The organism is Allosphingosinicella sp. (assembly GCF_036387215.1).
Classification (GTDB): domain Bacteria; phylum Pseudomonadota; class Alphaproteobacteria; order Sphingomonadales; family Sphingomonadaceae; genus Allosphingosinicella.
Map to the genome: position 1 here is coordinate 1 of NZ_DASVUE010000124.1, position 9,160 is coordinate 9,160.

12 protein-coding genes are annotated in these 9,160 nt (G+C 63.9%); 7 read left to right on the forward strand and 5 right to left on the reverse strand.

Annotated features, from left to right (window positions below; translation table 11 throughout):
- Together VF662_RS05005 and VF662_RS05010 are read right to left on the reverse strand one after the other, a co-directional pair.
- Nucleotides 1-256, reverse strand: a 256-nt coding sequence (locus VF662_RS05005) for a sigma factor (RefSeq protein WP_464138451.1), incomplete at its 3' end; no start/stop codon positions are given.
- A gap of 195 nt (nucleotides 257-451) precedes the next feature.
- The gene (locus VF662_RS05010; RefSeq protein WP_464138455.1) at nucleotides 452-1,069 is read right to left on the reverse strand and encodes a sensor histidine kinase; all 618 of its coding nucleotides are present in this window, start codon (nucleotides 1,067-1,069) and stop codon (nucleotides 452-454) included.
- 374 nt (nucleotides 1,070-1,443) lie between these two features.
- Here VF662_RS05010 and VF662_RS05015 point away from each other — a divergent pair, with 374 nt between their 5' ends.
- From VF662_RS05015 to VF662_RS05040, 6 genes are all read left to right on the forward strand, one after another.
- Nucleotides 1,444-2,457, forward strand: coding sequence for a helix-turn-helix domain-containing protein (locus VF662_RS05015; protein ID WP_464138458.1), 1,014 nt, complete (start codon nucleotides 1,444-1,446; stop codon nucleotides 2,455-2,457).
- 139 nt (nucleotides 2,458-2,596) lie between these two features.
- Complete coding sequence (gene copM, locus VF662_RS05020; protein WP_464138462.1) at nucleotides 2,597-3,025, forward strand: CopM family metallochaperone; 429 nt, start codon at nucleotides 2,597-2,599, stop codon at nucleotides 3,023-3,025.
- Complete coding sequence (locus VF662_RS05025) at nucleotides 3,022-4,461, forward strand: YncE family protein (RefSeq protein ID WP_464138466.1); 1,440 nt, start codon at nucleotides 3,022-3,024, stop codon at nucleotides 4,459-4,461. Before copM ends, VF662_RS05025 begins: the two co-directional genes overlap by 4 nt.
- 34 nt (nucleotides 4,462-4,495) lie before the next feature.
- On the forward strand, nucleotides 4,496-5,047 hold the full coding sequence (locus tag VF662_RS05030) for a hypothetical protein (RefSeq protein WP_464138470.1): 552 nt from the start codon (nucleotides 4,496-4,498) through the stop codon (nucleotides 5,045-5,047).
- A gap of 116 nt (nucleotides 5,048-5,163) precedes the next feature.
- A complete protein-coding gene (locus VF662_RS05035) occupies nucleotides 5,164-5,463 on the forward strand; it encodes a hypothetical protein (protein ID WP_464138473.1) in 300 nt (99 codons plus the stop codon).
- A 532-nt stretch (nucleotides 5,464-5,995) separates the two neighbouring features.
- Nucleotides 5,996-6,493, forward strand: a complete 498-nt coding sequence (locus VF662_RS05040; RefSeq protein ID WP_464138476.1) for a Dps family protein — start codon at nucleotides 5,996-5,998, stop codon at nucleotides 6,491-6,493.
- A gap of 48 nt (nucleotides 6,494-6,541) precedes the next feature.
- On the opposite strand, the gene VF662_RS05045 is transcribed toward VF662_RS05040, so the two are convergent.
- A complete protein-coding gene (locus tag VF662_RS05045) occupies nucleotides 6,542-7,153 on the reverse strand; it encodes a DUF1345 domain-containing protein (protein WP_464138481.1) in 612 nt (203 codons plus the stop codon).
- A gap of 427 nt (nucleotides 7,154-7,580) precedes the next feature.
- Between VF662_RS05045 and VF662_RS05050 the strand changes: the two genes are divergently transcribed.
- A complete protein-coding gene (locus tag VF662_RS05050) occupies nucleotides 7,581-8,114 on the forward strand; it encodes an ester cyclase (RefSeq protein WP_464138485.1) in 534 nt (177 codons plus the stop codon).
- Nucleotides 8,115-8,216: 102 nt separating this feature from the next.
- Here VF662_RS05050 and VF662_RS05055 read toward each other — a convergent pair whose 3' ends face one another.
- Together VF662_RS05055 and VF662_RS05060 are read right to left on the reverse strand one after the other, a co-directional pair.
- Nucleotides 8,217-8,618: a nuclear transport factor 2 family protein gene (locus tag VF662_RS05055; RefSeq protein WP_464138489.1), complete on the reverse strand. Its 402-nt coding sequence runs from the start codon at nucleotides 8,616-8,618 to the stop codon at nucleotides 8,217-8,219.
- 120 nt (nucleotides 8,619-8,738) lie between these two features.
- On the reverse strand, nucleotides 8,739-9,160 hold a 422-nt coding region (locus VF662_RS05060), incomplete at its 5' end, for a cupin domain-containing protein (protein ID WP_464138492.1).

The following is a 9,160-nucleotide window of genomic DNA, read 5'->3' on the forward strand; positions in this document are numbered from 1 at the left end:
CTCGCCGCGCCCGGCGACGCCTCGACAGGTCAGCCACCACACTGGCCGCGGTCTGATGAACATAGCGCCCGAGATGCTCGATACGGCTCGTGCTGTCCCGCGCGACGATCCGAAGGAAGACTTCCTGCACAAGGTCGTCGACCTCGAAACCGGCTGGAACCCGCCGGGAGAAATAGCGGACGAGCAGGCGCCGAAGCGGCTTCGCCTCGCGGGCGAGTTCGTCTCTTCCGTCGCTGCCATCATCGGGCCCGGGCATCCAGCCACAATGCGGCAGAGCGGCTGCAATAACCAGACCGGGCGGTCGCGCACTTCTCCATGCCGCCCTTGACGCACATCCCGACGCTCACCTCATCCCAAAAAGAGCTTTCGGACCAAATAATTGCCTCGCTGGCAAGGATGACGCCGCGAAGCTGATAGCCAGGCCAGCAGCCGGAGCTGCTAGATATCCGTGCTACGCCCTGCGGCCAGCCGAGCAAGCCGGGAGGTGCAGGTCCACCCGGGTGCCGGCGCCGTTCGAGCTATGAATCTCGACCTCACCGCCGAGCTTGTCGACAAAGGTCCAGACGTTATGAAGACCCAGACCCGTGCCGCCGCCCGAAGCCTTAGTGGTGAAGAACGGACGAAATGCCTCTCTTGCAATCTCGGGCGGCATACCGCTTCCGCTGTCGATGACGCTCAAGGTGACGCAGCCGGCGCCATGGGCGGCGGCGCGGCACCTGCGTGCCTCTATAATCAGAGCGCCGCCGTCCGGCATTGCATCCCGGGAATTCATGGCGAGGTTCAGGAGCACGTTTTCGAGCTGAGACGAGTCGCAGAGCACCGGACGGAGGTCTTCAAAGACCAGGGTCTCGAGTCTGATGTCGTCGCCCAGCGCGTGCCGAAGCAATCCTCTCATCGAGAGCAGTACGGCTGACACCGAGACCGGCTCCGGCGTTTCCTCCTTTCCGTCCGCAGCGACCATCCGGTGGGCCAGGAGGTTGGCGCGCTCGAGGGCGCCAAGTGCATCGTCCAGCCCGGCCGCAAGGTCGCCTTCTGCGGGGCCGGCAATGCGGCGTCGCGCTACTCTCAAGGCGCTGGTCGCGCATTGGAGCATGTTCCGGAAATCATGAGCCAGGTTGCGACCGTTTGCCGCACGCATCCCCGGCTGGCCTTGGGCAGGGCGGGCTCCAGCATGTTCATCATAGTCCGACGGAACAGCCATTGCGTCACTCCCCTCAATTCTCTGCGCCGCCTGCAGAATGAGTGCTCTCCTGCCGGATCCGACGCCGGCTATCTTCCTCGTTCGACCTTGAATTATCGGGTTGCACGGCCTGCCCCGCTGACCGCCTGAGGCGAGAACAACGTTTAACAACGATATATTCGGAGCCGAGGTCGATCCGACGGATCATGCGCCGTCGGCCGCCGCTGCGGTCCCTCGCCACAATCAGAAGAGAGGATCGGCAAATGCCCTATTCCTTATCCCGTGCCGCCATGGCCTCCCGTCCGGCGCCCGTGCCCGGGAGGGCCCGAACCACTCCCCCCGCCGAACCCGAGAATGCCTCTCGCACCCTCACTACCGGTCGCAGCCGGATCGTTAACGAGGCACGGTGGCGGCAGCGCCCGCCTGCCGCCATCGGCGATGAACGATCCCGCATCCTGATCGGCCGCTGGAAGGATCAGGGCAAGGAGGTCGTTGAGCACACCGCCCCCGCCGATCCGGATTGGCTCACTATCGCAGTGGCGCTCCGGCCGAGCGAAGCAACCCTCTTGGTCGACGGTCGGCGCGTCCACGACGGCAAAGTGCGTGCGGGCCTTGCGACCGCGACCGGCCTCGGCCGAAGCGCCACCGCCGAGTTCCGAGCACCTTGCGACATCCTCCACCTGTTCGTCCCAGCGCCCCTCCTCGAAGAATTCTCGGATGATCTAGGAGAGGCCGCACCTCTGGCAAGGATCGACGGAAGCGGAGCGCCGATCTCCGATCCCGCAATAGAAAGGCTCGCGCTGCTGCTCCTGAGAGCATCTGATTTCGAGGAAATGGCCGCGGATCTCTATCTCGACGGCCTGACGATCGCGATCGTCGCCCATTTCCTCAACGCGTCTCAGGCGGGTTCCGCGCCCGAAGGACAGGGGCTCGTCAAGTGGCGCCTGAATCGTGTCCAGGATTATATCGAAAGCAATCTGGCCGAACCAATATCGCTTCAGGATCTCGCCAGATGCGCTGGCCTCAGCCGGATGCATTTCGCTTCGCAATTCCGAGCGGCGACGGGCCTGCGGCCTCACGAGTACCTCATCCGCAGGCGCATCGATCGCGCGCAGGACATGCTTCGGAATTCCGCCATTCCGCTCGTTGAGGTCGCGCTCAGCGTCGGCTTCCAGACCCAGGCGCACTTCACAACCGTGTTTCGCCGGTTTCTCGACGAGACGCCCGGCCGGTGGCGGCAGCTTCAGGATCTGGCGTCCGGACCGCGCTCCGCCTGATGCCGTTCGAGGAGCACCGTGCGTTCGGGGAGGGGCGGTGCGGAATCGAAATATCGGCGTCGTGCTTGCCTTTATTCCGGGACGGCAGCGGCCGGTCGACAGCTCCGGTGAGTTAGAATGCCGATGGTTGGAGATTCAGATGGTCGAGCCCCTCCCCTGCCGGTCGCCGGCCTCAAGGCAAAGCTTCAGGATCGGCGTGGCGATTGCCATCCTGACCGTCTCGACGGCCGCCCTGGCCGGTGCGTCGGGCCAGAGTTTTCATGAGAGCATGGCCGACGCGATGAGCCGGATGCACGCCGCAATGGCGACCGCACCAAGCGGAGATCCGGACCGCGATTTCGCGGCGATGATGATCCCCCACCACGAGGGTGCGATCGAGATGGCCAGGCTGGAGCTGCTCCACGGCAAGGACGAACGGCTGCGCCGCCTGGCGCACGGCATCATCGTCGAGCAGGGGCAAGAAATCGAGCTGATGCGGCACGTGCTGGCGAGCCGGCCGCAAGATGACCGACGCGGCCCCGGCGAGCCGCCTCACAGGCATTCGGCACATTCGGGAGGAGCCCGGTGACCAAGTATTTCACCGCAGCGGCCGCAGCGATCGCCCTTGCCTGCCCCGCCCAGGCCGGTCAGCCTCCGTTCGGAAAGAAGGCAGCCGATATCCCCATCAGCAGCCGCGATCGATTCTATACCTCCGATCAATTTTCCAACACGGTTTCGGTGATTGATCCGTCGGCTAACAAGCTTCTCGGGGTCATCAGACTGGGCGACACGACCCCCGCTAACCTCAGCCCGCTCTACCGCGGCCAACTCCTCGTCCACGGCATGGGCTTCTCGCCTGACCGGCGCACGCTTCTCGCAGTCTCGATCGGTTCCAACTCAGTCACCTTCATCGATACGGCGACCAACAAGGTGAAGCACACGGCTTATGTCGGCCGATCGCCGCACGAAGCCTTCTTCACGCCGGACGGGCGGGAGGTCTGGGTCAGCATCCGCGGCGAAGACTATGTGGCGGTGCTGGACGCCAGGACCTACAAGGAGACCCGCCGCATTCCGGTGCCGAACGGCCCGGGAATGACGATCTTCTCCCCCGACGGCCGATATGGCTACGTCTGTTCCAGCTTCTCCCCTGAAACGGTGGTGATCGCGACCCGGACCAAGAAGATTGTCGGCCGGGTCAAGCAGGAGAGCCCCTTCTGCCCGGACATCGCCGCCAGCCCCGATGGCGAGCAGGTGTGGCTCACCTTGAAGGACATCGGGCGCGTGATGGTCTTCGAGGCGCGGCCGCCGTTCAGGGTCCTGACCTCGATCGCGACGGGGCCGATCACCAATCACGTGAACATCGTCAGCAACGCGAACGGGCAATTCGCTTACGTGACCGGCGGCACCGAGAATGCGGTGAAGGTCTACCGGACCGACAACTTCGCGCAGGTCGCGACGATCCCGGTCGGCTCGCTGCCGCACGGGCTGTGGCCATCGGGCGACGGCACCCGGATCTACGTTGGCCTCGAGAACGGCGATGCCGCAGTTGCAATCGATACGCTTGCGAACAAGGTGCTCGCGTCCATCCCGATCGGCCAGGGACCGCAAGGTGTTGCCTACGTTCCCGGGGCAGTGCCCAAGGGGGATGGGCTCGCCAACCTTTCGCCTCTCGGCCTCGCGGGATCGAAGGTTCTGCTGACGACGAGCGGGACCGGACGGTCCCAGATCACGCTGTTCGATCAGGGGCAGATCCAGACCTTGCAGGCGGCGGTTGCGGGACTTTCGCCAGGCATGCCGTACGTCCTGGCGCTTTCAGAGAGGCCGGATGGCGGAGGCGTGCTCGAGCCGCTCGCGGCCTTCAAAACCAACCCTGCCGGATCGGCGATCGTCAATGCCATTGGACCCATCCGGCAGATCGTCAGGAGCAGCTCGAAAGACGAGCGGCGCTATCTTGTCGTCGCCCCCGGATCTCCGGACGCCCCGGGCCCGCCCGTTCAGGTGCAGGACCGGGACGGCAGCTCGTGAGCCACCGGAAATTTCATCCGAAGGAGGAGAGAATATGACTGGGAACGGAGTAACGGTAGCCGTCTTTGGCTCGCATACGGCTGCGGAAGATGCGCTGAAAACGCTGGAGCGCGGCGGGATCGACCTGCGCCGGATCTCCATCATCGGCCGCGACTATCATTCCGAAGAGCACCCGCTCGGCTTTTTCAACTTGGGCGAGCGAGTTCGCTTCTTCGGCAAATATGGCGCCTTCTGGGGCACCCTCGCAGGCATCCTTTTCGGCAGCTTCGTGCTGTTCATCCCCGTCTTCGGGCACCTCGTGATCCTCGGTCCTCTTGCCGCCACCATCGTCAGCGGCGCGCAGGGCGCTCTCGTTGGCGCCGGCGCCGGTGCGGTCATCGGAGGGCTCACCGCCATCGGCGTGCCGCGTGACAGCGCCATCCGCTACGACGTGCAGGTAAAGGCCGATAAGTTCCTTCTGCTCGTCCAGGGCGACAATGCCGAGGTCGAGCGGGCGCGGGAGCTGCTTGCGGGAAGCGAGGCTGAATCGGTAGAAACCCATGAATCAGCGGCCGCCGAGGATGAGCTTGCGGCGCCAGCCGCCTGATCTTCGGATCCGGGCCGAGAGAAATCCGTCGATGACATGTCGGGTAGCGCGAGCACCGATCACCAGGGCCAATGCCGGCCTGCTTCTCTAAACGGGGAAAACAAATGCGGATGATAGTGGCCAGTCTCCTTCTCCTCCAAGTCTCCGCCGCGGCGCAGGCATCCTCGCCCAAGGCCTGGGCCGAACTGCAACGGCGAACCGAGCGCGCCTGCATCCAGGCCAGCGGGCTCGGGCGCCCGCGCGTGTCGAACCCCGTCATCTTCGATGACCGCACGGGTGCCGTCGCGCTTCTCGTCAGCGGCACCGAAGGACGCGCCGGTGCCGGCGGCATTCCGGTTACGAAATTGTGCCTCTACAATCGCCGCAACGGCACTGTAGCACTCGAGGAGGCGAAAGGATGGGGCGAGCGCCGGTAGTGCTACTCGGCAAGCAGAGCGTGTTGCCGTGGGTGCACACGTTCCTGTCAGCGGTCGTTGCGGCGGGGCTCAGCGCAGGCTGTGCCCCAGGCGAGGATAGCCAGGCCCTTGATAGGAGTCCGGAAGCCGCTTGCCGGAAGTCGGGCGGCAGCCTTCGCCCGGTCGGCAAGCTCCAGTCGATCCAATGCGTCGTTGCTTACCCCGACGCGGGCCGGAGCTGCCATTCCAGCACCCAATGTCGCGGAGACTGCCGCGTGCCAGCCGGCGATGACGCTCGTCCGGGCCAGCCCGTCGCCGGCGTCTGTCAGGCGACGAGCGACCGGTTCGGATGCTGGGCGAAGGTTGAGGGCGGACGGGCGCAGCCGGCAATCTGCATCGACTGAAGCGCCCCCGCGACGCGCGCGCACCGTTCGGTGCGGCCGCCGTGATGAAGCCCCCTATTCTCGTGCGAATTCGAAAGTGGTCCGGGACCTCCGGCTGTACAAGTCGGGGCTCCTATCGGTGCAAAGGAGTCCGCAGCATGGAACCGACGATGAGCAGGGCGCCGACGCTTTCCGAAAGCCGCGAGGTGGCGCGGAACGAGGTCGTGGACCTGCCGCGGAGCCTGAACCTGCTGCTCGCCGACATCTTCGCCCTCTACTTCAAGACCAAGTCCTTCCACTGGCACATGTCGGGACCGCATTTTCGCGATTACCACCTGCTCCTCGACGAGCAGGCGGCCCAGATTTTCGAGATGACCGACGTCGTCGCAGAGCGCGTGCGGAAGATCGGATCGGCAACGCTGAGGTCGATCGGCGAGGTCCACCGACTGCAGCGGATTGCCGACAATGATTCGCCTCACGTGCCGCCTACGGCGATGCTGGCCGAGCTGCTCGAGGACAATCGTGCCCTCCTCGGCGATTTGCGCGAGACGCACGCGCTTTGTGCTAGGGATGGTGACGTCGCGACGCAGAGCCTCCTCGAGGTGTTCATCGATGAAGGCGAGCGGCGGGCGTGGTTCCTCCACGAAGCTTCCCGAGCATCAACCTGAGTGGGGCTGGTCCCCGGGGAGTCGACGAAGCCAAGCCGGGAGCCGATTTCAGTGCAATGCGAGGGTGCTTGCAACGACGTTCACGGTGACGGCGAGCACGCCGATGTTGAAGAAGAAGGCCAGCAGGCCGTGAATGGTCGCCGTGCGCCGGAGCTTCTGGCTGACGATCGCCACGTCCGACACCTGAAACGTCATCCCGAGCACGAACGCAAAATAGCAGAAGTCGCCGAAGGTCGGCTGATCGGTACCTGGAAATTGCAAGCCGGCATGATCACCGCCGGCCGGCCCGGGATCATAGAAGAGGTGCGCATAATGAACGGCGTAGATGAGGTTCGCGAAGAACCATGCGAGCGTCAGCGTCGTCGCGGCCAGCGCCACCTCCACTCCGGATGCACGACCTGCCGCTTCGACCTCTAATCCGACGACGACCAGGATCACGAAGGAGAGAATGGCGACGATCGCGAGCAGCAACGTCCTACCTGCATCGTTCCGCGCCGACAGGCGCCGAATATCGTCGGCTCGAGCTCTCCCCATCTGCAACACAGATAAGGCGAGGAAAGCGGCTGCCGCGCCATCGAAGCCGATGAGCGTGGCGCGACGCCAGTCCATGATGGCGAAAGAGGCGGCCGACAGCGAAAGGAAGAGCAGCAGGAAGATCACGAATAGTGGATGCGAGATGCCTCCCCCTCTCCTTCTCCCGCGAGGCTTACTCATGGAAGGAGGATAGCAGGCCGCCGATCCTGCAAGAAGAAGAGTATGCGGGTTCTCGGCCGCATCTCACCCGAGATCCGCATTCCGCCGTGCGCAGCAGAAATGCGGTTTGAACTTTGGAATCGGTTAGCGTCGATCGCCTGTACTCCTAGCGCTCCAGCATAGCAGCGCAGGATGGTTGCCGATGCTTCGCACTGCAGTTGAGGCGCTGGTAGCGACGCAAGGCGAAAGCCTGGTTCGCACCCGCCCACTCGCCGGCCTTCCGCTGACCTCTGCGGCCAATTCAGGCGCTTGCCCCTCTTCACCTGCAAGTCTGCAATTCTCGAAGTCCCGGCGGAACGCGCCGACATCTCAGAAAGGATCTTCGATGCGCTTCATGGCGGCAGCCCTCCTTCTTGTGAGTGCCTGGAGTGCGCGAGCCGACCCGATCGGCGACGCCGCAGCCATCGCCATGACTCGGCCCGGCGAGCAGATCGTCGCCGGCGACATCAAGCCAAGGCAGCTTGGAGCTCTACTGAGACCCGTGGACGCCTTTTACGGCTTCTGGGCCAACGGCAGCCTGCGGCTCCTCTCCAGGGCCATTGCGGCAGATTTCAAGGATCACACGCTCCCGCCGGGGCGGCCGCAGGGTCCGCAAGGCCCGGCGGCGGCCTCGAGGACGTTCCTGAAGGCGATACCGGACTTGAGGGTCACAGTGGTCCAGCGCCTGGTCGTTGGGGACCGGGTGGTCTCACACCTTCGTTTCACCGGCCATTTCACCGGCACGTTCCTGGGCAAAGCCGGTACCGGCCAGCGCGTCGACTTCATTGCTACGGACATCGTCCGTGTTCGCGGCGGCCGGATCACGGACAATTGGCATCTGGAGGATAATCTTACATTCCTCCAGCAGATCGGGATGATCCACAAATAGGCACTCTCGGCGCAGTTCGCTCGTGGCCTCCAATCGTGCGCTCCGAGTCCGCATGAGACGAATACTGCGGCCATATCAATCCGGACCACCGCCAGCGGTTTATCAGGATGGATCAAGCGCGCGGGAAACCAGCGCGGTATCGGTATACTGGACGTAACTTACGACCTTCCCGGCGGCCAATTTCCACACATGGGCAAAGGGTGCCCGAAAGGATCTCGCCGTCGCCTTGAACGTCCCGCTGTAGGTGCCGAGCGCGACTACAGTTGCACCGTCATCGACAAATTCGTGAGGAACGGTCCTGAAGTCGGTCCACTCGGTCGCGAGCCTCTCCAACACTCCCTTCATCACTGCCTCGGGTCCCCGGTAAGTGCCCGAGAGCGGGAAGCCTTCCGCCTCCACCCAAGTGAGGTTGGGATCCAGCAAATCCGCGACCGCTAAGGCATTACCCGCAGCAAGAGCGGTGTAGAGTGTCCGAATGATATCAAGAGAGGCTCTGTCGTCCATGTTCGTTCCAGACTCGTTATCTGAAGCCCGGCCGCCGGTGCCGGTGCCAAAACACACAGCCTTGAGTTCAGCGCTACTGTCCGCGCCCCTGCACCGGGCCAGGGAAGAACGGACAAGCCCTTAGAGCGGGACGATTCCGCGCCGGCCTTTCGGCAGTCGAGCCACCTGATCCGCGGTGAGGTTGAAGTGCTGCATCACCAGCGAAGGCGGAGTGCGCGACAGCCACTCGGCGAGCGAGATCTCCTCATAATGGGGCGCCCGGAAGATCTCGACGAACTTGAGAACTGTGTCCCCCACATTCTCAACATAATGCCCGAGGTTCCGCTTCACGAGCCCGATGTCGCCTGCTTGGAAGTCGTTGGTTGTCGCTTTGGGGCCTGTGTCGAAAACCGTCATCCGCCCTTTGCCCTGCAGATAATATTGCCATTCATCGGCGTTCGGATGCCAATGCATCTCGCGCATGCCGCCGGGCTCGACCGTCACGAGGGCCGCAGCGACCGTCTTCGAGGCTTTGAAGTTGCTGCTGTCGGCAATCTGTATCT